General features: G+C 65.5%; 22 protein-coding genes and 1 tRNA gene. 14 read left to right on the plus strand and 9 right to left on the minus strand.

The window, feature by feature from the left end:
* The 5 genes from nuoN (at nucleotide 1) to LWC34_RS22905 (ending at nucleotide 6583) form a co-directional block, all read left to right on the plus strand.
* Nucleotides 1–1569, plus strand: a complete 1569-nt coding sequence (gene nuoN / locus LWC34_RS22885) for an NADH-quinone oxidoreductase subunit NuoN (RefSeq protein WP_233727212.1) — start codon at nucleotides 1–3, stop codon at nucleotides 1567–1569.
* Between the two features lie 305 nt (nucleotides 1570–1874).
* Complete coding sequence (locus LWC34_RS22890; protein WP_250109449.1) at nucleotides 1875–2894, plus strand: polyprenyl synthetase family protein; 1020 nt, start codon at nucleotides 1875–1877, stop codon at nucleotides 2892–2894.
* A gap of 61 nt (nucleotides 2895–2955) precedes the next feature.
* Nucleotides 2956–4524 carry a sunset domain-containing protein gene (locus LWC34_RS22895; protein ID WP_233727213.1) on the plus strand — a complete coding sequence of 523 codons (1569 nt, stop codon included), beginning with the start codon at nucleotides 2956–2958 and terminating at the stop codon, nucleotides 4522–4524.
* A gap of 67 nt (nucleotides 4525–4591) precedes the next feature.
* A complete protein-coding gene (locus tag LWC34_RS22900; RefSeq protein ID WP_233727214.1) occupies nucleotides 4592–5761 on the plus strand; it encodes a GGDEF domain-containing protein in 1170 nt (389 codons plus the stop codon).
* A 54-nt stretch (nucleotides 5762–5815) separates the two neighbouring features.
* Complete coding sequence (locus LWC34_RS22905; RefSeq protein WP_233727215.1) at nucleotides 5816–6583, plus strand: ESX secretion-associated protein EspG; 768 nt, start codon at nucleotides 5816–5818, stop codon at nucleotides 6581–6583.
* A gap of 55 nt (nucleotides 6584–6638) precedes the next feature.
* Here LWC34_RS22905 and LWC34_RS22910 read toward each other — a convergent pair whose 3' ends face one another.
* The 4 genes from LWC34_RS22910 to LWC34_RS22925 all read right to left on the minus strand — a co-directional run bounded on the left by LWC34_RS22910 (nucleotide 6639) and on the right by LWC34_RS22925 (nucleotide 11072).
* The gene (locus LWC34_RS22910; RefSeq protein WP_233727216.1) at nucleotides 6639–7694 is read right to left on the minus strand and encodes a 2-oxoacid:ferredoxin oxidoreductase subunit beta; all 1056 of its coding nucleotides are present in this window, start codon (nucleotides 7692–7694) and stop codon (nucleotides 6639–6641) included.
* Complete coding sequence (locus tag LWC34_RS22915; RefSeq protein ID WP_233727217.1) at nucleotides 7691–9598, minus strand: 2-oxoacid:acceptor oxidoreductase subunit alpha; 1908 nt, start codon at nucleotides 9596–9598, stop codon at nucleotides 7691–7693. Before LWC34_RS22915 ends, LWC34_RS22910 begins: the two co-directional genes overlap by 4 nt.
* 208 nt (nucleotides 9599–9806) lie before the next feature.
* Entirely contained in the window at nucleotides 9807–10556 is a 750-nt protein-coding gene (locus tag LWC34_RS22920) for an enoyl-CoA hydratase (protein ID WP_233727218.1), read from the minus strand.
* A 66-nt stretch (nucleotides 10557–10622) separates the two neighbouring features.
* Nucleotides 10623–11072, minus strand: a complete 450-nt coding sequence (locus LWC34_RS22925; protein WP_233727219.1) for an Lrp/AsnC family transcriptional regulator — start codon at nucleotides 11070–11072, stop codon at nucleotides 10623–10625.
* 75 nt (nucleotides 11073–11147) lie between these two features.
* On the opposite strand from LWC34_RS22925, the gene ddaH reads away from it, so the two are divergent.
* The 6 genes from ddaH (at nucleotide 11148) to LWC34_RS22955 (ending at nucleotide 15547) form a co-directional block, all read left to right on the plus strand.
* Entirely contained in the window at nucleotides 11148–11972 is an 825-nt protein-coding gene (gene ddaH, locus LWC34_RS22930) for a dimethylargininase (RefSeq protein ID WP_372496569.1), read from the plus strand.
* Between the two features lie 59 nt (nucleotides 11973–12031).
* A complete protein-coding gene (locus LWC34_RS22935) occupies nucleotides 12032–12328 on the plus strand; it encodes a hypothetical protein (RefSeq protein WP_233727220.1) in 297 nt (98 codons plus the stop codon).
* Between the two features lie 70 nt (nucleotides 12329–12398).
* Nucleotides 12399–13163 carry a siderophore-interacting protein gene (locus LWC34_RS22940; protein ID WP_233727221.1) on the plus strand — a complete coding sequence of 255 codons (765 nt, stop codon included), beginning with the start codon at nucleotides 12399–12401 and terminating at the stop codon, nucleotides 13161–13163.
* 74 nt (nucleotides 13164–13237) lie between these two features.
* Entirely contained in the window at nucleotides 13238–14101 is an 864-nt protein-coding gene (gene htpX, locus LWC34_RS22945) for a zinc metalloprotease HtpX (protein ID WP_233727222.1), read from the plus strand.
* Between the two features lie 46 nt (nucleotides 14102–14147).
* Nucleotides 14148–14606 (plus strand): RNA polymerase sigma factor, encoded by a 459-nt coding sequence (locus LWC34_RS22950; protein WP_233727223.1) that lies wholly within the window; start codon nucleotides 14148–14150, stop codon nucleotides 14604–14606.
* Nucleotides 14603–15547: a maleylpyruvate isomerase family mycothiol-dependent enzyme gene (locus LWC34_RS22955; protein ID WP_233727224.1), complete on the plus strand. Its 945-nt coding sequence runs from the start codon at nucleotides 14603–14605 to the stop codon at nucleotides 15545–15547. Before LWC34_RS22950 ends, LWC34_RS22955 begins: the two co-directional genes overlap by 4 nt.
* Here the strand turns inward: LWC34_RS22955 and rfbA are convergent.
* Complete coding sequence (gene rfbA, locus LWC34_RS22960) at nucleotides 15533–16417, minus strand: glucose-1-phosphate thymidylyltransferase RfbA (RefSeq protein ID WP_233727225.1); 885 nt, start codon at nucleotides 16415–16417, stop codon at nucleotides 15533–15535. The two genes, LWC34_RS22955 and rfbA, sit on opposite strands and share 15 nt — an antisense overlap.
* Complete coding sequence (locus LWC34_RS22965) at nucleotides 16417–16908, minus strand: YajQ family cyclic di-GMP-binding protein (protein WP_233727226.1); 492 nt, start codon at nucleotides 16906–16908, stop codon at nucleotides 16417–16419. Before LWC34_RS22965 ends, rfbA begins: the two co-directional genes overlap by 1 nt.
* A gap of 116 nt (nucleotides 16909–17024) precedes the next feature.
* Between LWC34_RS22965 and LWC34_RS22970 the strand changes: the two genes are divergently transcribed.
* Both LWC34_RS22970 and LWC34_RS22975 read left to right on the plus strand, forming a co-directional pair.
* A tRNA-Tyr gene (locus LWC34_RS22970) sits at nucleotides 17025–17105 on the plus strand.
* 89 nt (nucleotides 17106–17194) lie between these two features.
* Nucleotides 17195–17752 (plus strand): SDR family NAD(P)-dependent oxidoreductase, encoded by a 558-nt coding sequence (locus tag LWC34_RS22975; RefSeq protein ID WP_233727227.1) that lies wholly within the window; start codon nucleotides 17195–17197, stop codon nucleotides 17750–17752.
* Nucleotides 17753–17933: 181 nt separating this feature from the next.
* Here the strand turns inward: LWC34_RS22975 and LWC34_RS22980 are convergent, their stop codons facing one another.
* Together LWC34_RS22980 and LWC34_RS22985 are read right to left on the minus strand one after the other, a co-directional pair.
* Nucleotides 17934–18338, minus strand: a complete 405-nt coding sequence (locus tag LWC34_RS22980) for a PIN domain-containing protein (RefSeq protein WP_233727228.1) — start codon at nucleotides 18336–18338, stop codon at nucleotides 17934–17936.
* Nucleotides 18335–18544: a hypothetical protein gene (locus tag LWC34_RS22985; protein WP_233727229.1), complete on the minus strand. Its 210-nt coding sequence runs from the start codon at nucleotides 18542–18544 to the stop codon at nucleotides 18335–18337. Before LWC34_RS22985 ends, LWC34_RS22980 begins: the two co-directional genes overlap by 4 nt.
* 299 nt (nucleotides 18545–18843) lie before the next feature.
* Here LWC34_RS22985 and LWC34_RS22990 point away from each other — a divergent pair, with 299 nt between their 5' ends.
* Nucleotides 18844–19389, plus strand: a complete 546-nt coding sequence (locus LWC34_RS22990; protein ID WP_233727230.1) for an SDR family oxidoreductase — start codon at nucleotides 18844–18846, stop codon at nucleotides 19387–19389.
* Between the two features lie 4 nt (nucleotides 19390–19393).
* On the opposite strand, the gene LWC34_RS22995 is transcribed toward LWC34_RS22990, so the two are convergent.
* A complete protein-coding gene (locus tag LWC34_RS22995; RefSeq protein WP_233727231.1) occupies nucleotides 19394–21610 on the minus strand; it encodes an InlB B-repeat-containing protein in 2217 nt (738 codons plus the stop codon).
* Nucleotides 21611–21804: the final 194 nt, after the last annotated feature.

Consider the following 21804-nt stretch of genomic DNA (forward strand, 5'->3'; position numbering starts at 1 on the left):
GTGTTGGCTCTACAACCACCGACGCAGGCACCGATCGGCGCGCCGGAGATCGAGTATTCGGCGATCCTGCCGATCCTGATCCTGCTGGGCGCGGCGTGTGCCGGGGTGCTGGTCGAGGCGTTCGTGTCCAAGGCGAACCGGTGGGCCGCGCAGGTCACCCTGTCGCTGCTGGCGATCGTCGCGGCAGGCGCGTCGTTCATCTTCTACGTCACCGACGCGCCGCCACAGCGTGGGCTGACCACGCTGTACCGGACGATCGCGGTCGACCGGCCAGCGCTGTTCCTGTGGGGCACGCTGCTGGCCCTCGGCCTCGGCGCGGTCCTGCTGATCGCCGACCGGACCGTGGAGCGCGGAGGTGCGTTCGTCGCGACCGCGGGCATCCGGCCGGGCACCGTGCAGGACCGGGTGCAGGCCCAGTCCGGCGGGATGCAGACCGAGGTCTTCCCGCTGACGCTGTTCGCGCTGTCCGGGATGATGATCTTCTGCGCGGCCAACGACCTGCTGACCATGTTCATCGCACTCGAGGTGCTCAGCCTCCCGCTGTACCTGATGTGCGGTCTCGCCAGGCGTCGCAGGCTGATCTCGCAGGAAGCCGCGGTCAAGTACTTCCTGCTCGGCGCGTTCGCCTCGGCGTTCTTCCTGTACGGCCTGGCCCTGCTGTACGGCTACGCGGGCTCGGTCAAGCTGGCCGACATCGCCAACGCGGCGGCCGGTTCGGCAGCGTCCGACACGCTCCTGTTCGGTGGCTTCGGTCTGCTGGTCGTGGGTCTGCTGTTCAAGGCATCGGTCGGTCCGTTCCACGCGTGGACGCCGGACGTGTACCAGGGCGCGCCAACCCCGATCACGGCCTTCATGGCCGCGTGCACGAAGGTCGCCGCGTTCGGCGGCATCCTGCGTGTGCTCACGGTCGGGTTCGAGTCCACCAGCTGGGAATGGCGCGGTGTGCTGTGGGTCGTGGCCATCGCGTCGATGGTGATCGGCGCGGTCCTCGGTCTGACCCAGACCGACGTCAAGCGGATGCTGGCGTACTCGTCGATCGCGCACGCGGGCTTCCTGCTCGTCGGTGCGATCGCGCTGGGCCAGGAAGGCCTGTCGGGCACGCTGTTCTACCTGCTGACCTACGGCTTCACCACGCTGGCCGCGTTCGGTGTGGTGAGCCTGGTGCGTGACTCCGCTGGCGAGGCCACGCACCTGTCCAAGTGGGCTGGTCTGGCCAAGCGGTCGCCGGTGCTGGCCGCGGTGTTCACGTTCCTGCTGCTCGCCATGGCCGGCATCCCGCTGACCAGCGGCTTCATCGGCAAGTTCGTGGTGTTCCAGGCGGGTATCCAGGAGGGCATGACCCCGCTCGTGGTGATCGCGCTGATCGCCTCGGCCGTGGCCGCGTTCTTCTACCTGCGGGTGATCGTGCTGATGTACTTCAGCGACCCGGCACCCGACGGCCCGTCCGTGACCGTGCCTGGCATGTTCACGACAGTCGCGATCACCCTTGGCGTGCTGGTCACGCTGGTCTTGGGCCTGGTGCCCGCGTTCGCGCTGGACTGGGCCAGCACGGGGACCTTCGCGTTCTAACGGCTTGGTCGCGCCGATCATTTACGCCACGCAACACGCCCAGCATCGCCCCGCCTACGCTGTCGACCAGCGCGTGAGCGATGCTGGTCGCGTGGGGCGTGGTGGACCTGCGGTTGGGGGTGGGCGGCCCCCGTAGGGGGTCGGAATGTGACAGTTTGGCTCTGGCGACCAAGCCCGCCGAGCGGAGCGAGGCAATTCAACACAGTGCTGTACACCACGGTCCCCCTGACTGGACAGCCTCATGGTCCCCTCAGCGTTTACGCTGAGGGGACTTGGTAAAACTGCTGCCGGGGAGCGACAACGACGTGACAGCCGAACAGACGCCGGCCGTTGGAGACCCGCGCCTGCCCTTGGGGCTGAGCGCGGCGGATCCTGACCTGGTGAAGGCCGTTGGCCTTGCCCTCTCCGATGTGGAGAAGATCCTGCACGGGGTCGCGGACAGCGATGTCTCGTTCATCGACGAGGCCGCCCTGCACCTGGTCAACGCGGGTGGCAAACGCTTCCGTCCGCTCTTCACCCTGATCTCCTCGCACATCGCCGACGGCCCGCTGCCCGACGTCATCACGGCGGCCGCGGCTGTCGAGCTGGTACACCTCGCAACGCTGTACCACGACGACGTGATGGACGAAGCGACCATGCGTCGCGGCGCGGACAGCGTGAACGCCCGGTGGGACAACACCATCGCGATCCTGACCGGCGACTTCCTGTTCGCCCACGCGTCCGGCCTGGTCGCCGACCTTGGCACGGATGCCGCCCGGATCATCGCCGAAACGTTCTCCGAGCTGGTCACCGGCCAGATGCGGGAGACGGTGGGCCCAGCGCCCGGCGAGGACGCCGTCGAGCACTACCTGTCGGTGATCGGCCAGAAAACCGGTTCACTGATCGCGACGGCAGGCCGCTACGCGGGCATGTTCGCCAACGCGACACCCGAGCAGACCGAGGCCCTGCACCGCTACGGCAAGATCATCGGCGCGGCCTTCCAGATCTCCGACGACATCATCGACATCGCGTCGCCAGCAGCCGAATCGGGCAAGACCCCCGGTACGGACCTGCGGGAAGGCGTGAAAACCCTGCCGATGATCTACGCACTGGCCGTGGACGGCAACGACCGCCTCAACGAGCTGCTCGCCGGGCCGATCTCCGACGACGCCGAGGTCGAGGAAGCACTCGAGCTGCTGCGCGCCTCCACGGGCATGCAGCGGGCACGGGAGACGCTCGAGCAGTACGCTGAGCGTGCGCAGACCGCGCTCGCGGTACTGCCGGACCGCCCCGCCCGCGATGCCCTTGAGCTGCTGACGCGGTACGTCATCGAGCGGACCCGCTAAGTCTGTGATCCATTAACCCCGTAGTGTTGAAAAGGGGTGGGGTCCACGAGGGAGCGAGTGCATGCAGATCTTCGGCCAGGTCTGGCTATGGAGCCTAGGGTCGTTCCTGTTTGGTGTCTTGTTCACGTGGTTGCTGCTGGTCCGGCCGATGCGCAAGCGCGTGATCGAGCTGGAGGAAGCTGGCGAGAACCGGCCGCGTGAGGTCAAGCAGCCGACTCGGGTCGCCGAGCCGGTCGGTCCGCCGACCGGTAAAGAAGCGGACCGGTTCCTCGACGACCTCTTCAACACGCCTAAGGCAACACCGCAGCCCCAGGGCACGCCCCACCAGCCGATCCGCCCGCCACAGCTGCCGCCACCACCAATGCCAGCCTCCGCGCAGCCCGGTCTGACGGCGCCTCCGGAGCTGCCTCCGCCGCCGATGACGATCGCCGCGCAGCCGGGCCTCGGCAGTCCACAGGACCAGCCGAGCCCATTCGCTCCGCAGCCCTTCTCGTCGCGGTTGGATCCGCAGGCTCCACCCGAGCCGCCGATCCCGGACGAGAGCGACACCGAGCTGTCGGACAGCCCGTTCCGCCAGTTCACCGAGAGCACGACGGTTTTCGTGCCGCCCGCGGACCTGCGGATGCCGGAAAAGGCTGAGTCGTCGGGGGATGACTGGTTCGCGAAGGAAGAAGACCCGGACCCGCACTTGATCACCGACGTCGAGGACGACGAGCAGGTCGACGCGCGGGGCACGATCTTCGCCCAGCACACGACGCCGATCCCGGATGGGATGATCCGTTCGCAGGACCACGAGCCGGACCCGGCGCAGCAGTACGACCCACCGTTGCCGGAGGCTGCTCAGAGCTATGAACCGGCCGCAGCGGGGTCCGCTCAGCACTATGACCCGCCGTTGCCGGAGCCTGTCCAGAGCTACGAATCGGCCGCAGCGGGGTCCGCTCAGCACTATGACCCGCCTCTGCCGGACCCCGCTCAGAACTACCAGCCCGAGGTCACCCAGCATTTCGACCCGCCGCTGCCCGAGCCCGGTCACAGCTACGAGCCTCAGGCCGCGCACTTCGAGTCCGGCCAGCATTTCGAGGAGCCGTCGCAGCCCATCAAGCCACCGAAGCTGCCGGAACCCGAACCCGTCCCACACTATGACCCGTCTCTGCCGGACCCCGAGCAGAACTACGAGCCCCAGCCCGCGCCGCACTACCAGCCCGAGGCCACCCAGCATTTCGACTCTGAGCTGCCGGACCGCATCGAGCCCCCGAAGCTGCCGGATCCCGACCCGGTGATCCCCGTCGAGCCGGGCCCGACGCAGCGCTTCGAGCCCGTGGCCCCACCCGCGGACGCCGAGCCACAGCACGACTCGAGCCGGTCCCTCTTCGAACCCGTCCTCCCGGTCCCCGGCGAGCAAGGGGAAGAAGCCGGTGACGAGTTCGTCCCACCCGGACCGTTCGGCCCAGGGTCCGCGATGCCTCTGCCCGGCGGTGGCGCCCCGGCGCCTGAGTTCAGTGTCAAGGCCAGCGTGACCGCACTTCGGTACTGCACGCAGGACAACCCGCAGTTTGACCGGATTGTGGCGGAGGTGTGGTTCCGGTCGCCGAGTGATGCTGAACGTGTTGGTTTCCGTGTTCTGTCGTAGCGTTAACAAGAATCCATGCCCCTAATGTCGGAGTGACGCACACGATGGGGTCCGTTACGGTTCCTGCATGGCGGACCAGATCGGCCGTATGGGGGTTCGGCGCTGGGCTTTGTGGCAGCTGTCCAACCGTGCCCGGATTGGATATGTGCTTGCCGTCGACATACTCGCGGTCACGGGTGTCGTCTTCGCTTTGTCGCTGATTCCGGTACCGTCCGCCGATTTGCTTCCGTTTGTGCTGCTCATCAGTTGTGCGCTGGTTTACCCGGAACTGTCTCGGCCGATCGAACGGTCGAGGATCTCCCGGCCGTTCATCGACCTGAATGCGGTGTGGATGTTCGCGGCGATCCTGCTGCTGCACCCGGCACTGTCGGCGGTGGTGATCGCGGTTTCGTACTTCGCGCAATGGGTTCGTGTCCGGCCGGACCGGCTGTACCGCAAGGCTTTCTTCGCATCGGCCACGATCGTCGCAGGTTACGCGGCCAGCGCGGGCTACGCGGTGTTGAGTCACGGCAAGTTCGATGACGCGCCGCGCGACATCGTGTCATTCAGTCTCGTTGTCGGCGCTGGCTTGGTTTTCCTGATCTTCAAATGGGCGTTGTGCTATTTCTGCCACGCGACCGCCACGCCTGGGGACTACGCCTTGGAGGCGTCGACGATCGCGCTCGGCATCGTGGTCGGGTGGGCACTTGTCGACTGGCCGTTTGTACTGCTGTTGATCATCGGGATAACCCTTGTGATGCATCGAAGTGTGCAGTTCCGGGATCAGGCGCGGACGGATCCGAAAACGGGTCTGCTGAATTCCGCCTCGTGGTCGAACGATGCCGAAGCCCACCTCAAGCGTGGCGAGAAAGCGGCACTGCTGATGCTCGACCTCGACAATTTCAAGTCGATCAACGACCGATACGGCCATTTGGTCGGCGACAAACACCTGAAAGGAGTCGCCGAGGTGCTGCGGGCCGAAGTCCGCGGTACGGACATCCTCGGCAGGTTCGGCGGCGAGGAATTCGTCATCCTGCTACCGGCGACCTCGCAGCAGGACGCGATGGCCGTCGCCGAACGCATCCGCCGCCGCGTCGAAAGGTTCGCCGTCGAAGACGCCGTGACCGTGTCGGTCGGTGTGGCCGCCCATCCTGACCACGGCACAAGCCTTGAAGAGGTCATGAACGCGGCGGATCTCGCTTTGCTTGCCGCCAAGGCCGCTGGCCGCAACCGAACCCTGCTTTTCGCTGCCCCGTGACACGCCGGTTGGTAACGTGCTGCGGGGGAGAGCGCAGCAGCAGATTGGCGGGAAATGCCCACGACGTTCGGGTTGTCGTTCGCGGCGATCGACATCTTGTCTGAGGGACTTGAGCTCAATTGCCGGGTCTACCCGTTCACCATCCCGAGTTTCGGCGAATTCGCGGACGACCGGGTACGGATCGCGGGCGCGATCAAGGACGATCTGATCAACCGGGGCCTGGCGGACCACCAAGGCCTCGGCCCTGAGGTCACGGCCGCACTGCGGCTGTTCAACGACTTCCAAGTCGCGATCGCTGTGATGGGCGATGTCGACGGCGGCCGGAAGGTCTACGCGCGCGGAGCGGTCACGGCGAGGCGCGGCATGGTGGTCGTCCAGGACGACCAGCTGCTGAAGTTCGAGATGATCCGGCCGGAAGGCCTGGCACGCAGCATCGCGGCGCTCCTGCCGCCCCTCAACGCGGGTCCTGGCCAGTCGGTGACCGTGACGCGCCCCAAGGCCCATCCAGCGCCCACGGACGACGAGGGCGGCTTCCGTCAGCCGGTCGCGCGCCCGGTCCAGACCGTGAACCCGGCCCAGCTGCGTGGCGCCGAGGAGATGCTGCGCCGCAAACGCCTCGGCTCAGGCCATTTCGCGGTGCTCGGCCGGGATCGCAACGGTCACATCACGCAGGAGCCGAACCTGGGCTGGATCGACACGGACGCGGGTCGCTACCTCGTCCAGTCCATCGACAGCGACGAAGTCGAAGGCGGCACGTACTTCCCGGCCGACAGCCAGCGAATGATCCACCAGCTCAACGAACTCCTGAAGTCCGTGAGCTGAAAGACCTCGTGAGTGGTTATTCGGGTTCTAACCCGAATAACCACTCACGAGGTTCTTAGTCGACGGTCCAGGTGTCGCGGCCGTTCAGCAGGGCCTGCAGGTTCGCGGGCTTCGCTGCCTTGGCGGTGGTGACCTGGTGGCGCGCCTGGTCGTCGTACGTCGCCCGCTGCACGTTGCGGAAGATGCCGGTGACCGTGTGGGACAGGTCCTCGCCACCGATCCGGGACAGTGCGAACGAGTACGTCGGGTCCTCGATGGTCGCGTCGTGCACGACGAGGTTCTCCTCGCCGACATCCGCGACCTTGGCCACTTCCAGGCCGCCGAATCCGGCGCGCACCAAGCCGTAGTCGCCGTCCGGGCCGAAGCGCACCGGCTCACCCTGCCGCAGCGGGATCAGCCTGCGCTCCTTCTCGCCCTGGTCCTTCAGTACGTCGAACGCGCCGTCGTTGAAGATCGGGCAGTTCTGGTAGATCTCCACCAGTGCCGAACCCCGGTGCTGCGCCGCGGCCTGCAGGACCTCGGTCAGGCCCTTGCGGTCGGAGTCCAGCGCGCGCCCGACGAACGTCGCCTCGGCGCCAAGCGCCAGCGAGATCGGGTTGAAGGGGTGGTCGAGCGACCCCATCGGCGTCGACTTGGTGATCTTGCCGGTCTCCGAGGTCGGTGAGTACTGCCCCTTGGTCAGGCCGTAGATCCGGTTGTTGAACAACAGGATCTTCAGGTTCACGTTCCGGCGCAGTGCGTGGATCAGGTGGTTGCCACCGATGGACAGCGCGTCACCGTCGCCGGTCACGACCCACACCGACAGGTCGGGGCGAGCCACCGCGAGACCGGTCGCGATCGACGGCGCACGGCCGTGGATCGAGTGGATGCCGTAGGTGTTCATGTAGTACGGGAACCGCGATGAGCAGCCGATCCCGGACACGAACACGATGTTCTCGCGCTTGAGGCCAAGCGTCGGCATGAACGCCTGCACGGCGTTCAGCACGATGTAGTCACCGCACCCAGGGCACCAGCGGACCTCCTGGTCCGACTTGTAGTCCTTGGCGGTCTGCTTCTCGTCAGTGGTCGGAATGCCGGCAAGGCCGGGCAAACCGAGGTCGATGGCGGTCATGCCGAGACCCCCTTCACAACGTCTGTGAGCACCCCTTGCAGCTCCTCGGCTTTGAACGGCAGGCCAGCGACCTTGGTGTAGCTGATCGCGTCGATCAGGTACCTGGCCCGCAGGAGCAGGGCGAGCTGGCCGAGGTTCATCTCCGGGATCACTACCCGGTCGTACGAGCGCAGCACGTCACCCAGGTTCGCCGGGAACGGGTTGAGGTGCCGCAAATGTGCCTGTGCCACGGCCTGCCCGAGCTTGCGGACGCGACGGCAGGCCGCCCCGATCGGCCCGAACGTCGATCCCCAGCCGAGCACGAGCACCCGTGCCTTGCCGGACGGGTCGTCCACTTCGAGGTCGGGCACCTTGATGCCGTCGATCTTGCGCTGGCGCAGCCGCACCATGAAGTCATGGTTAGCCGGATCGTAGGAAATCGAACCCTTTCCGTCCTGCTTCTCCAGACCACCGATCCGGTGCTGCAGGCCGGGTGTTCCCGGGATCGCCCACTCGCGGGCCAACGTCTCCGGATCGCGTACGTACGGCCAGTGCTCGTCCGAGCCGTCGGTCGCGTTCGGCTTGGAGGCGAAGGTCACGCGCAGGTCCGGCAGCGTCTCGACATCGGGGATCAGCCACGGCTCCGAACCGTTGGCGATCGCGCCGTCCGACAGCAGCAGCACGGGAGTGCGGTACTCCAAAGCGATCCGCGCGGCGTCGACGGCCGCGTCGAAGCAGTCCGCGGGTGACTGCGGCGCGATGATCGGCACCGGCGATTCACCGTTGCGGCCGAACATCGCCTGCAACAGGTCGGCCTGTTCGGTCTTGGTCGGCAGACCGGTCGACGGGCCACCGCGCTGGACGTCGATCACGACCAGCGGGAGCTCGGTCATCACGCCGAGGCCGATCGTCTCGGACTTCAGCGCGATACCGGGACCGGAGGTCGAGGTCACGCCGAGCGCGCCGCCGTAGGAGGCGCCGAGCGCCATACCGATACCGGCGATCTCGTCCTCGGCCTGGATGGTCGTCACGCCGAAGTTCTTGTGCCGGGACAGCTCGTGCAGGATGTCCGACGCTGGTGTGATCGGGTACGTGCCGAGCACGATCTCCAGCCCGGAGCGCTGCCCAGCGGCGACGATTCCGTATGCCAGCGCGGTGTTCCCGGTGATCTGGCGGTACGTGCCCTTGTTCAGCTTGGCCGGCGCGACCTGATAGGTCGTCGCGAAGGATTCCGTTGTCTCGCCGTAGTTCCAGCCCGCGCGGAAGGCAAAGATGTTGGCCTCGGCGATGTCCGGCTTCTTGGCGAACTTCTCCCGCAGGAACTGCTCGGTGCCCTCGGTCGGCCGGTGGTACATCCAGGACAGCAGGCCGAGCGCGAACATGTTCTTCGCGCGTTCGGCGTCCTTCTTGGAAAGGCCGGTCTCCTCGAGCGCGCCACGGGTGATCGTGGCCATCGCGACCTTGTGCACCTGGTAGGACTCGAGCGACTCGTTTTCCAGCGGGTCGGCGTCGTAGCCGACCTTCTGGAGATTGCGCTTGTTGAACTCGTCGGTGTTGACGATCAGTGTCCCACCTGGTGGGAGGTCGCCGATGTTGGCCTTCAGCGCGGCGGGGTTCATCGCGACGAGGACGTCCGGCCGGTCGCCTGGCGTGAGAATGTCGTAGTCAGCGAAGTGCAGCTGGAAGCTCGACACACCGGGCAACGTGCCCTGTGGAGCGCGGATCTCGGCCGGGAAGTTCGGCAGCGTCGCGAGGTCGTTGCCGAAGGCCGCGGCCTCGGATGTGAAGCGGTCACCGGTGAGCTGCATGCCATCGCCAGAGTCGCCGGCGAACCGGATGACCACGCGGTCGAGCTTCGTGATCTCGGTGTGCCTTGACGTCTTCAGCGCGTGGCCGTTGGTTTCACCCTCGACACCTGTGCTCATTGGGCTCGCCTGATCCCTCTCTGTCGCAACCGTGAATTCAGTTGCTTGCCCCGCTTCGAGCCTAGTCCTCGAACCTCGCGTCGGCCTCGCACCTAGCTGCAGACGGACTAGTCCTTACCTGTTACCAAAGGTAGATACCGGGCTTGGACCGGTACTGCCTAAGCGGTCTACGTCACATGCCATAAGTATATGTTACCGCCGGTAACACCTACGACCGGCCGGTGATCCGCGTTCGCAGCTTGTCCAGCCGCTGCGTGAACTCCGATGAGGTCATAGACGCCACCTGCGCTCGTATCTCAATGTCAACGGCCGTCGCATGATCGACATTGCCGGAAGTCGCTCGCGAAGTTTGTTTCGTTGTACGCACGAGACCACGTGGAGCGTTCACGGCACCGGCCGCCAACTGGACGGACGCGGCGACCGGATCGTCGGCCAACCGCCATGCAAGGCCTTTCTGAACAGCGGTTTCCGCGTCGAGAACGGACCCGAGCAACGTCATCGCGACGGCTGTCTGGGAATCGACGGCCCGCTGCAGCATCCAGGTCATGCCGCCACCGGGGTGAATCCCAATCTGTAGGAACCGCGCATCAAACCTTGCGTTCGGACCAGCGATGCGCATGTCACACGCGAGCGCCAAATTCAGCCCCGCGCCAACTGCGGCACCGTTGACCGCGGCGATGGTCGGGAGGCTGCAGTCAGCAAACGCGAGGAAACCCGCGTAGATCCTGCGAAGCCCCTCTTCCTGCGCATCGCCGAGCGTGGACAGATCCGCGCCCGCGCAGAACGCGGGCGGCGCGCCCGTGACAACGATCGCGTGCACGCTCTCGTCGTTCTCACAGGTCTGGACCGCGTCGACGAGGGCGTCGGAGATGGCCAACGTCAACGCGTTACGCCGTTCCGGGACGTTGAGCGTGACGACAGCGACGCCGTCCTCACGCTCGAGCACCACTTCGGTCATAGCAAGAACGGTACGAGGTGCCCGTCCGTCGGCCGCTTCGACGTTCCGCCCGGTTGGACGGGAGTGTCAACGCGGCTCGGGCGTCGGCGACCGTTCAAGCAGAGTCGACAGCACCACAGTGGACACCGTCCGGTCGATCATGTCGACGCCACGCAGCCGTTCGAGCGCGTCCTCGAGATGGTGAATGTCCGCGGCCCGCAGGTGCACGATCGCATCGGCCGCGCCAGAGACCGTGTACGCGGCGACGACCTCAGGCAGCGGTTCGAGGCTGGCGCGGATCTGTCCGGGTGAGACGTTGCCCCGGTAGCGGACCTCGACGAACGCCTCCGTCCCCCATCCGAGTGCTTCCGGATCGACAACCGCGGTGAATCCACGAAGGACGCCCCGGTCAAGCAGACGATCGACCCGCCGCTTGACCGCGGGAGCGGATAAGCCGACAACCTTGCCGATCTCGGCATAGCTTGACCGGGCGTCAGCCACGAGCTGCGAAACGATTCGCTGATCTATCGAGTCCACACGCAACATTCTGCATGCCAAAGCGCAATACTACGAGCTTGATCGCCTGTGGATGCGGGTCCTACATTTCGATCCATGACATCTGCGGACCGGATGCCCACGACACGGCGGTATCTGATGTGTGCGCCGACCTACTTCGAGGTCGCCTACTCGATCAACCCGTGGATGGACCCAACGAAGCCGGTAGACCACGACCTGGTGCTGGCGCAGTGGCAAAAGCTGCACGACACCTACGCCGAACTGGGCCACAAAGTGGAGACCATCGAGCCCCAACCAGGCCTCCCCGACATGGTCTTCGCCGCGAACTCGGCGACAGTGATCGACGGCCGCGTCCTAGGCGCCCGCTTCCGCGCGGCGGAGCGTGCGCCGGAGGCTGATCACTACCGCAGGTGGTTCAACGAAAACGGCTACCACAACGTGGTGATGCCCACGTGCATAAACGAAGCCGAAGGCGACTTCGCGTGGACAGGCAGGTACCTGTTGGCGGGTACCGGTTTCCGAACTGACCCAGGAGCCCACGCCGAGGCCCAGGAAGTCCTGGGCGTGCCCGTGGTCTCGCTGCACCTGGTGGACCCGCGCTACTACCACCTGGACACGGCGCTGTTCGTACTCAACGAGGACGAACCCAACGTTGCCTACTACCCGGAGGCCTTCTCCGAAGGATCCCAGCGAGTCCTGCGCCGACTGTTCCCCCAGGCCGTCATAGCCACAGCGGAGGACGCGGAAACCTTCGGCCTGAACGCCGTATCCGACGGCCGCAACGTCATCCTGCCCACAGAGTCCACCAGCCTGGCGGCCCAGTTGGCCACGCGAGGTTATGAGCCGATCTTCGTGGACATCTCAGAGCTGAAGAAGTCCGGCGGCGGCCCGAAGTGCTGCACGATGGAGATCCGCGGCTGATCGGAAATCACCCGACTGTGATCTGCCGTACATGTGTTCGATTGTGCGACACTAGGTTCATGGCCGAAGACGAAAGCCTTGAGCGGAAGGTAAGGAAGCTGGAAGTCCAGCACGCCGAGACCCGCTGGCTGACGCTGCGGTTGGACGACGACGTCAAAGAACTGCGTGAGGATCTCCGTGAGGTCAAGGCGACTCAGCAGGTTCACACGACGGTGCTCAACGAGCACACGGCGCTTCTGAACGAGCACAGCGCCAAGCTGCAGGAGCACGACGCCCGGTTCGACTCGGTCGACAGTCAGCTTCGATCGCTGACTCAGATGGTCGGCCAGGTACTCGATCGTCTACCCGAAAAATAGACACTCACCCATCGCCGCCCACGCAACCCGCAGTGCCCTCGGGTGCGCTGGGCGGCTTACATTGGGCGCGATGAGTACTGAACGGCGGCGGGCACGCAGGCAGCCCACCAAACTGTGGCGGGTGCCGGTGGTTCGCACCCAGCGGATCACTCCGAGGATGGCCAGGATCACGGTCGGCGGCCCGCAGATCGAGGACTTCGCGGGCGCGGGCACGGACGAGAACGTGATGCTCTACCTCTACGAGCCCGGTGCCGAACTGCCTGAGCCGCTCACCCTCGAGTCCGCGCGAGTCGCGATGTCACGGGTCCGGCCGTACATGCGCACCTACACCATCCGCAGGCATGACCCGGCAGCTAATGAGATCGATTTCGACTTCGTGCTGCATGGCGATCATGGTCCGGCGTCCAAGTGGGCGTCCAATGCCAAGCCGGGTGACGAGGTGATCTTTGTCGGTCCGTCGCCCGCGTATCAGCCGAATCCGGACGCCGACTGGCATCTGCTCATCGGGGACGAGACCGCCCTGCCCGCTATCGGCGCCATCATGCAGGCGCTGCCCACCGCCGAGATCAAGGCGTTCGTCGAGATCGAGGACGCTGCCGAGGAACAGGATCTCGACGTTGTCTGGGTGCATCGAAACGGTGTTCCCGCGGGCAGTCCTGAGCCGTTGGTGAAGGCGCTCGAGGCAGCTGAGTTCCCACAGGGCAGGCCTGCTGTCTGGGCCGCGGGTGAGCGCCAGGTCATGCAGGCTGTCCGTGAGGTCTTGGTCGGGCGGGGTGTCGACCGGGCCAGCGTGCGACCGGCCAGCTACTGGCGGCTCGGCCACGCCGGGTCCTAACAGGAACTTCCTTTCCTACCAGAGCGTTGTTTTCGAAGAGACGTCACAAGACCCGGGAAGGAGGGCATCTCACCGTGCACAGTCACTACAACGGCCTGAAAACCGCGCTCCTGCTGGGCGGCATGAGTGCTCTCATCCTGCTGATCAGCTCGCTGTTCGGGCGCACCGCACTGGTCATCGGGTTGCTGATCGCGCTCGGAGTCAACGCCTACGCGTACTTCAACTCCGACAAGATCGCCCTGCGGGCCATGCGTGCACGCCCCGTATCCCAATGGGAACAGCCTGCGATGTACCGGATCGTGCGTGAGCTCGCGAACGCCGCGCGCCAGCCGATGCCACGGCTGTACATCAGCCCGACGCAGGCGCCCAACGCGTTTGCCACGGGTCGTAACCCGCGCAATGCCGCAGTGTGTTGCACCACAGGGATTCTGGAGATCCTGAACGAGCGTGAACTGCGTGCCGTCCTCGGGCATGAGCTGTCGCACGTCTACAACCGCGACATCCTCATCTCCTGTGTCGCGGGCGCGCTGGCCAGCGTGATCAGCTTCCTGGCCAACTTCGCGATGTTCTTCGGCCTTTTCGGCGGGGACGACGATGACCGGCCGAATCCGTTGGCGATGCTGGCGATCGCGATTCTCGGCCCGGTCGCCGCAGGCGTCGTGCGGATGGCGATCAGCCGTTCGCGAGAGTTCCAAGCTGACCAGTCCGGTGCCGAGTTGACCGGTGATCCGCTCGCTCTGGCGTCGGCATTGCGCAAGCTGGAGATCGGCACGCAGCAGGCACCGCTGGCGCCGGAGCCCGCCATCGCGTCGCAGTCGCACCTGATGATTGCGAACCCGTTCCGGCCGGGTGAACAACTTGCACGGCTGTTCGACACACATCCGCCGATCGCCGAGCGAATCCGGCGACTGGAGGACATGGCACGTCGCGGACTGTGACGTCTGGCGGTGTGACCGGACCGCTCGCACTGGGATGGTCCGAGTCATGGTGGACGGTGACATCCGGCGACGGTTGGCCTACGGCGACCACGACGCGCTCGCCGAGGTGTACGACCTGTACAGCCCAACGGTGTACGCGGTCGCCCTCAGCGTGACGGGTGATGCAACGGTCGCCGCGGACATCTCCGTCAATGTGTTCGTGAGCCTGTGGAACCGTCCGCTGTCCTACGACCCCGGCCAGGCGAGCCTTCAGTGCTGGCTGGCCATGATGGCGCATCGGCGCGCGGTGGAATGGTTGCGGCACAACACCATTCCCGCTCAGCGGGTGATCGTCGACCGGCCGGTCGCGCTGGCTTCGCTGCCCGACCTGACCAGGCAGGCCGTTGAGCTCGCCTACTTCAGCGGCCGCACGTACCAGCAGATCGCGATCGAGCTCGGCATCCCGGCTGGCACGGCGAAATCCCGGTTGCGGGCCGGTCTGCGTGAGCTGGCGGCGGTGCTGTGAGTGACCACGCGGCAGTGTCATCACTGCTTGCTGCCTGGACGATGTACGCGTGCGACCGGCACGAATCGGATGCCGTAGAAGCTCACCTGAACACCTGCGAGACGTGCCGCGCCGAGGTCCGGCTGCTCGCCGAAGCCGCTCAATCCCTTGCCGGTAAAGGAACCCTGCCGCCAACGCAGGTGCGGGACAAGGTGATCGCGGTCGCGGCGCCACTCGACATCCCGAGTCACGCCAAGGCTTACGCGGCCACTGTCGCCGCACTTGACGCGCTGCTCAAGGAAATCGACGCGCACCAATGGACCGGAGTTGTGGCGCACGAACCGTGGAGTGTGCTGGATCTGGTGGTGCACCTGACCGCGACCGACAACCTCGTCGCCGATCACCTCGGGCTGCCCGTGCATCCTGCGGTGCAACCAGGCGAGGACCCGGACTCACGCACGGAAGTGTTGCTGGCCATCCCGCGCAGCCAAGACATGGCGTGGCGGGACTGGCGTGAACAAGCCGAAGCGATCTGCCAGGCGCTGACCAACAGCACGCTACCGCCGGACCTGATGCTCTCGCGTGCGTACGAAACCTGGATCCACGCGCGAGACATCGCGGCGGTGACGCACAAAGACCTACCGCCACCGCCGCCGGATCACTTGCACATCATCGCGGACTTCGCCGCGCGCCTGCTCCCACACGCCGCCGCCTATCGCCGCGTCGCACGGCCAGGCAACGCCGTCCGGCTCGTCCTGGCCGGACCAGGCGGCGGCACGTGGACGCTGCCGCTTGGTGGCCAGGACGTTGGCGTCACAGTCGAGATGACCATGGACGTGATCCAGTTCTGCCTGCTCATGGCGGACAGGCGGGAGCCGCGCGCGGTCGACGTGATGATCCGCGGCGACGTCGAACTCGGCTACGACCTGCTGGACGCAGGCCCAGCACTAGCTCCCCGTTGACCCAGCCGCCTTGGCGACCGCCATCACGTACTCGCCGTAACCCGACTTGCCCAGCTTCGCGCCGAGAGCGTGGCACTCGTCGGCTGTGATGTTTCCCATCACCAACGCGATCTCCTCGAGGCATGCGATCCGCACGCCCTGCCGGTGCTCGATCACCTGGACGAACTGGCCAGCCTCCAACAGCGAATCGTGCGTGCCCGTGTCCAGCCAGGCGAAGCCACGGCCCAAGTCGACCAGCTTCGCGCGGCTCTGCCGCAGGTACGTCGTGTTGACGTCAGTGATCTCCAACTCACCGCGCGGTGACGGCGACAACCCCTTGGCGATCTCCACGACCTGGTTGTCGTAGAGATACAGGCCGGTGATCGCCTTGTTCGACTTCGGCACCGCCGGCTTCTCCTCGATGGAGATCAGAGTGCCGTCGCTGTCCACCTCGCCGACGCCATACCGCTGCGGATCCTTGACCGGATAACCGAAGAGCGTGGCGCCATCCAGCGCCCACGCCTCGTTGCGCAAGATCTTCGAGAATCCCTGGCCGTAGAAGATGTTGTCGCCCAACACCAACGCGACAGAATCGTCGCCAACGAAATCGGCACCGATGATGAACGCCTCAGCCAGCCCGTTCGGCGCGGCCTGCTCGGCGTACGAGAAGTTCACGCCGAACTGCGACCCGTCACCGAGCAGCCGCCGGAAATTCGGCAGGTCGGCAGGCGTCGAGATGATCAGGATGTCCCGGATCCCTGCCAGCATCAGCACGGAGATCGGGTAGTAGATCATCGGCTTGTCGTACACCGGCAGCAGCTGCTTGGAGATCGACTGCGTGATCGGATGCAGCCGGGTCCCGCTGCCGCCAGCGAGGACGATCCCGCGCATCAGCGGTAGTTGGTGAACTGGAGAGCGATCCCGAAATCCTTGTTCTTCAACAAGGCGATGACATCCTGCAGGTGGTCCTTCTTCTTGCCGGACACCCGCAGCTGGTCACCCTGGATCTGCGCCTGAACGCCCTTGGGAGCTTCGTCACGTACGGCCTTGGCGATCTCCTTGGCCTTGTCGGCCGCGATGCCCTGCAGGATCTTGCCCGACGCCTTGTAGATCTTGCCCGACGGCTTCGGCTCGTCCGCCTCGAACGCCTTCAACGAGATGTTCCGCTTGATCAACTTCTCCTTGAAGACCTCGATCGCGGCAAGACACCGCTCCTCGGTCTCAGCCTGGATGGAGATCGTCTCCTCACCCGTCCAGTCGATCTCCGCACCGGTGCCACGGAAATCGAACCGGGTCGTCAGCTCCTTGCCCGCCTGGTTGATCGCGTTGGTCACCTCCTGCCGGTCGACCTTGCTCACCACGTCGAACGACGGGTCCGCCACGTCACCGCACCTCCGAGTCGATCCAGGGAAAAAGCCCAGGCGATGCTACCGCTGAACCCGCGACGGGATACCCGTTGGCACGCGACTTAGGGGGTTCGGTACAGTTTGCTCACCACGGCGGGTTGCCCGAGTGGCCAAAGGGAGCTGACTGTAAATCAGCCGCGCAAGCTACGGCGGTTCAAATCCGTCACCCGCCACGGCCAAGCCAAGCCCCCTGCTCGTTGCTTCGCAACTTCGCAGGGGGCTTGGCCGCTTTATTTTGGGGGCCGAGCCCCAGACCCCCACGGTGCGTGCTCCTTATGACCCAGCGCTGGTTGCTTGGGGTTTGACCAGCATTTTGGGGCTTGGGGTTTTCAGCGTGGTTGCGGTCAAGGAGTTCGAAGCGAGGGGCGTGAAAGCCGCCGCCTTCCAATCGGACCAAGCCGATGCAAGCTCTGCCCCGCAGCTGATCGATGACACGACCGCGAACAACTCAGCGCTCGATCGCATGCACGCCACCAACTACACGGGTGTCATCGCGATCATCCGCGCGGCGGCGCCGAAGATTCGGGATGGCGGCCGAATCATCAACATCGGGTCTGGCATCGCGTCTCGCGCGGGCGGGCCTGGGTTCGCCGACTATGCCGCCACCAAGGCCGGGATTGTCGGCTACACCAAGGGTGCCGTGCCGTTCAGTAGACGTGCGTCTCCCGGTAGGCGATTCCGGTGCCCCCGCAAGTCGTTGCATCCGCTTAGCCTGTCAAGCGGCGGACACGCGCCCCGCCTGACTCCGAGCAGCTCGCCGCCCACACCGGAACGCTGCGACGAGGACAAGCCGTCGCCGACGCAGAGCGCTTGGCGGTAACTGTGCAGGTCAACGCGTGTTTGGGGCGGTAACTGCCTCCGTAACTGTGGTAACCGGTGGCCCGACTGGTTACCGGGTTATCGTGATGATTCTGGGCGAAACTAGCCGTGACGTGCGTTGTTACTCGGTTACCGGAGTTACCGCGCCCAGAGTGCTGGCTCGTCGTCCGTGACGATCGCGGTCACGAGCTAACAATCGTGAGCCCGTCGTGGTCAGCAAAGACCTCGAAGTCCTTCATGTTCAACGTCGCCAAGGGAAGTCCAGTTGTCAGGCAACACGCCGCTATCCACGTGTCGTTCTGCGGACGGGGTTGGCCGCGTAGAACGGCACGGGCCGAGATTTCGCCCCACATCCGCGCGACGTCGTCGGTTCCCGGAATCACGGCGATACCGTCAAGCCAGCGGTTGAGCAGGTCTCGCCGCTGACGGCCCCACCTGCGCCGTTCCATCCAGTGCGTCATCTCGGCCAGGGTCACGAACGTAATGACCGGGTGGCGCCCGATGAGCTGGCGCAGCAAGGTCGGCGGAAGTTCCCGCTTGAAGCTCTTCGATGCGACGTCAGTGTCTAGAACGACCGGGTCCGTCATACGAGGTTGGCGCGCCGTTCGGTGTAGGTGTACTCCAGGAACTCAGCCAGTTCCTCGTCTGTCTCGAACAGACCATCGCATGCCAGGTCATCAGCCGACTGGACAGGCTGGACGTTCTTGTCCCTCAAGAGCTGGTCGACCAGGGCGCGCCCTCGGGGTGACACGTACGGAGTGCCGCCGGTCGCGTGCTGTGCGCTCTCGCTCATCGTGGTCACCTCCACCTGTGGCAACTCGGCCGTTGTCACAAGTATCGCACCCTGGCGACCTGCTGAGCCACCGCCAGCCGTGACGCGCGGTCGGGATAGTGTTCCCTATTCGTTCCCTGCGGCGGCGCCACACAGTCTCAAACCAGGGTTTCCGCAGGTCATGACGTCACCGCGTGGGAGTCTGTAAATCAGCCGCGCAAGCTACGGCGGTTCAAATCCGTCACCCGCCACGGCCGCTTTATTTTGGGGGCCGAGCCCCAGACCCCTTATTTTGGGGGGCCGAGCCCCAGACCCCCACGGTGCGTGCTCCTTATGACCCAGCGCTGGTTGCTTGGGGTTTGACCAGCATTTTGGGGCTTGGGGTTTTCAGCGTGGTTGCGGTCAAGGAGTTCGAAGCGAGGGGCGTGAAAGCCGCCGCCTTCCAATCGGACCAAGCCGATGCAAGCTCTGCCCCGCAGCTGATCGACGACGTTATCGCGATCATTCGGGCCGCCGCGCCGATGATTCGGGATGGCGGCCGAATCATCAACATCGGGTCTGGCATCGCGTCTCGCGCGGGCGGGCCTGGGTTCGCCGACTATGCCGCCACCAAGGCCGGGATTGTCGGCTACACCAAGGGTGCCGCGCGCGACCTGGCGTCTCGTGGGATCACGGTCAACATGCTGCAAGCAGGGCTGATGGACACCGCCATGACGCCGCCGTCAGCCGAAGCGCTCGATCAGATGGTGGCCAACCTGTCCATCGAGCAGGCTGAGACGGCGTCGGTGGTTACGTTCCTCGCCGGGCCTGGTGCCGGGTACAGCACCGGTGCCGTGATCGACTCGAACGGTGGCCACACCGCCTGAGCGGTCAGTTGACTCGGCCGAAGACCGCAGTTGTGGTCAACGGGCCGGTCATCTTGAGGTAGCAAGGGTTCTTGTACTGGTATGCGGCCTGGCATGCCCCAGACCAGTAATGGAAGTAGTCGCCGCCGCTGGCCACCCCGGTCAGTTCCACCTCGGTGTCCGTGACGAAGCTGAAGGTGCACGTGCGGTTGGCGCCGGGGCAGGTTTCGGCCTTCGCCGGGGTTTTCAGGGTGACCTTGTAGAGCTCGTGCGCGTAGCCCTCGATTTTCACGGTCAAGGTTTGCTTCTGTTTGGCCTTGAAGGTCGCCCTGATCGTCTTCGTGCCGGTCGCGGTCGTCTTGCATGTCGATGAGGCGCCGCAGGGTGCCGTGTAGGACACGAACTCGTTGTCGCCGGTCGCGGTGGCCGACAAGTTGATCTCGCTGTCGAGTGGCAGTGTCTTCTTGCACGTTGTGGTGCAGTTCGTTCCGTTGAAGTTCACCGAACCGGTGCCGCTGACTTCGACCGTGATGTTCGCGATCGTCGCTTTGTACGCCGCCGAAACCGCACGTGCACTGGACATCTCCACTGTGCACGGACCGGTACCGGTGCACGCGTTGGACCAACCGGAGAACTGGTAGTCCTGCGCGGCTGTGGCGTTGAGTCGTACGGTCGCGCCCTCGTTGTAGTCGTACGTGCAGGTTGACTTAGCCGGGCATTTGAGGTTGCCGTCTTCGGACGCCACGGAACCGCCCTCACCGGCGGTCACGGTCAACCGGGCCTTCGGGATATCGCTGACGGCGACGTTCGTTGACCCCGCGCCGGTTCGGCCGTCGGGCATCTCCACGCGCACGCTCACCAGGTACGTCTGCGCGTCCGCCCAAGCGTGATCGACAGTGCCGCCCTCGGCGCGCGTGCCGTCACCGAATGTCCATTCGACGCGGCGCGGTGTGTCGCCGAGCTGGGTGGACAGGGTGATCCGCTCGTCGGTGCGCGGTGTGCTCTTCGAGACTCTGATCTGCAGGTCCACCCCGGTTTCCGCAGGCGGCGGCTCCGATGTCGGGGTCGTGTTCCCGGTCCGCGGCGGAATGGAGGTGGTGGCACTGCCCGGCCGTGCGCTGCCGCTCGGCAGCTTGCTCGCGGCTGGACCGGACAACCCTTTCGCTGGGTTCTTCGGGTCGTACTTGCTCACCCGCTGCACCGACCCGTCAATCCGGATCACGCCGGCGCGCTCGCCTCCCGACTCGTTGAAGAACACCACGCCGTCCCGGTTGAGCAGGTCGAACTTGCCGCGTGAGCCGAGCACGTCGGCTTGGCCGACCACGCGTGCCCCGACCAGGTCGATGATCCACACCTTGCCGGTGCTGTAGTCCGGCACGAACAACCGGTCGCCCGCCTCGACAGGCGCGCCGAGGTCTCCGGCCAGTGGCACGGCACGGCCGCAGTCAGCCTCCGACAACGAGCAGATGTTCAGCACACCACGGGAGGCCACGATGTACATCCGGTCGCTACGGGCCGAGCCGGTGATCCGCACCGCGTCGTCCTGCCGCAGTTCGAGGCGGATGCGCTCCTGAGGTTCACCGTCCGCGTCGACCGTGATCACCTCGCGGCTGGCCGTGTTCACGATCACCGGCAGGCCGTTGGCGACAGCGAGCACACTCTTGCCTGGCTGCGTGACGTTCTCCTTCGTCAGCCCGGACCGGCCGACGAACCGCTTGAGCGAGCCCGTGGCGTTGTCGATGATCCACAGTTGGCCTCGGTCGTCCACCACGGCCGTGTTCGCGTCGAGCTGCGCGGACAGCGGCTGTGCGTCGCCGATCGGCAGGACCGTGCGCGGATCCGCGGGCATCACGATTCCGTGCTGGGTGTCGACCGCGTAGAGCGTGTCCGGCCCGGCGAACGCGGTGAGCCCGCTGGTCACGTTGGGCAGCAAGGCCGAAGGCGGGGTGAGTTCGAAGGTCGCGCCGTCGATGCGCCGGATCACGCCGGAGGTCTTGTCTACGGCGTACCCGGTCGTTCCCTGCTGTGTCAGCTCGAGAACGTTTCCACCAGCCGCGACCGGGACCTGGGCGACAACTTCGGCAGTTGTGCCGTCGAGCAGGGTCGCCTGACCGACCTTCGACGAAGGCAGCCACGCTGCGCCTGGCAGCACGCGCACTTTCTCCGTTGGATTGCCTTGGCCGAGCAGGACAATGGTCGTTACCACTGCGAGCACGGCTCCGACCAGGGCAATGGTCTTCATGAGGAGGCTCCCCTAGCGCTGACGTCGTCCTTACGGCAGCGCCCCCACGAAGCCCAGGGGCACGGTAGCCAGCCCGAGTGGCCGCGCATATCGGTAGAACTACGGAGATTCCGTTCCCCCAGTCGGGCGAAGTTCGCTGTGGCCGCGATAACAGGTAGGTCTCAACCTGGTCAATGGCCGGATAAAGTCTCCCT

Origin of the sequence: Kibdelosporangium philippinense, from assembly GCF_021390435.2 — a bacterium.
In the GTDB taxonomy this organism is placed as follows: Bacteria; Actinomycetota; Actinomycetes; order Mycobacteriales; family Pseudonocardiaceae; genus Kibdelosporangium; species Kibdelosporangium philippinense.

Coding starts and splice junctions, on each gene's coding strand:
- LWC34_RS22950 (WP_233727223.1), top strand. CDS start 14,148: ATGGTGGACGGTGACATCCGGCGACGGTTGGCCTACGGCGACCACGAC.
- LWC34_RS22935 (WP_233727220.1), top strand. CDS start 12,032: ATGGCCGAAGACGAAAGCCTTGAGCGGAAGGTAAGGAAGCTGGAAGTC.
- LWC34_RS22910 (WP_233727216.1), bottom strand. CDS start 7,694: ATGACCGCCATCGACCTCGGTTTGCCCGGCCTTGCCGGCATTCCGACC.
- LWC34_RS22985 (WP_233727229.1), bottom strand. CDS start 18,544: ATGAGCGAGAGCGCACAGCACGCGACCGGCGGCACTCCGTACGTGTCA.
- LWC34_RS22905 (WP_233727215.1), top strand. CDS start 5,816: ATGCCCACGACGTTCGGGTTGTCGTTCGCGGCGATCGACATCTTGTCT.
- rfbA (WP_233727225.1), bottom strand. CDS start 16,417: ATGCGCGGGATCGTCCTCGCTGGCGGCAGCGGGACCCGGCTGCATCCG.
- LWC34_RS22940 (WP_233727221.1), top strand. CDS start 12,399: ATGAGTACTGAACGGCGGCGGGCACGCAGGCAGCCCACCAAACTGTGG.
- ddaH (WP_372496569.1), top strand. CDS start 11,148: ATGACATCTGCGGACCGGATGCCCACGACACGGCGGTATCTGATGTGT.
- LWC34_RS22920 (WP_233727218.1), bottom strand. CDS start 10,556: ATGACCGAAGTGGTGCTCGAGCGTGAGGACGGCGTCGCTGTCGTCACG.
- LWC34_RS22995 (WP_233727231.1), bottom strand. CDS start 21,610: ATGAAGACCATTGCCCTGGTCGGAGCCGTGCTCGCAGTGGTAACGACC.
- LWC34_RS22915 (WP_233727217.1), bottom strand. CDS start 9,598: ATGAGCACAGGTGTCGAGGGTGAAACCAACGGCCACGCGCTGAAGACG.
- LWC34_RS22980 (WP_233727228.1), bottom strand. CDS start 18,338: ATGACGGACCCGGTCGTTCTAGACACTGACGTCGCATCGAAGAGCTTC.
- LWC34_RS22895 (WP_233727213.1), top strand. CDS start 2,956: ATGCAGATCTTCGGCCAGGTCTGGCTATGGAGCCTAGGGTCGTTCCTG.
- LWC34_RS22900 (WP_233727214.1), top strand. CDS start 4,592: ATGGCGGACCAGATCGGCCGTATGGGGGTTCGGCGCTGGGCTTTGTGG.